The organism is Terrisporobacter petrolearius (assembly GCF_020748185.1).
In the GTDB taxonomy this organism is placed as follows: Bacteria; Bacillota; Clostridia; order Peptostreptococcales; family Peptostreptococcaceae; genus Terrisporobacter; species Terrisporobacter petrolearius.
Genome location: NZ_JAHZMO010000107.1, coordinates 1 through 732, shown reverse-complemented (window position 1 = coordinate 732; position 732 = coordinate 1). Strand labels below are relative to the sequence as shown.

Below are 732 nucleotides of genomic sequence, written 5' to 3'. Positions count from 1 at the left end.
ATGGATAGAACTATAGCTGTTGTTCACAATGGAATAATAGAAAACTACCTTGAATTAAAAGCTGAATTAGAATCTGAAGGAGTTAAATTCTTATCTCAAACAGATACAGAAATAGTAGCTCACATGGTAAGTAAATACTATGAAGGAAATCTTTTAGAAGCAGTATATAAAGCAACTGAAAGATTCAGAGGAGCGTATGCTCTAGGTGTAGTATGTGCTGACAATGTAAATGAATTAGTTGCAGTTAGAAAAGACAGTCCATTAGTTGTAGGTTTAGGTGAAGATGAAAACATGGTAGCATCTGATATACCTGCAATATTAAAATATACAAGAAATGTTTACTTCTTAGAAAATGGTGAATTCGTTCATATAGAAGGAAATAAAGTAACTGTTTTAAATGAAAAGAAAGAAGTAGTAGAAAAAGAAGTAAGTGAAATAACTTGGGATGTGGAAGCAGCATCTAAAGGTGGATTTGATAGCTTCATGGCAAAAGAAATCTACGAACAACCAAAAGGTGTAGAAGATACACTTCTTAGAAGATTAGATGAAGATGGAAAAATAAAACTAGACGATATAAAAATAACTAAAGAAGATTTAGAAAAAATAAACAAAGTTTATATAGTAGCTTGTGGTACTGCTTATCATGCAGGACTTGTTGGAAAAAATGCTATAGAAAAATTCGCTAAAATACCAGTTATAGCTGACATAGCTTCTGAATTTAGATATAGTGAT

1 protein-coding gene is annotated in these 732 nt (G+C 31.0%); it reads left to right on the top strand.

The window, feature by feature from the left end; all coding sequences use genetic code 11:
* A partial coding sequence (locus K0040_RS19845; RefSeq protein WP_228110417.1) for an SIS domain-containing protein occupies positions 1 to 732 on the top strand: 732 nt, incomplete at both ends.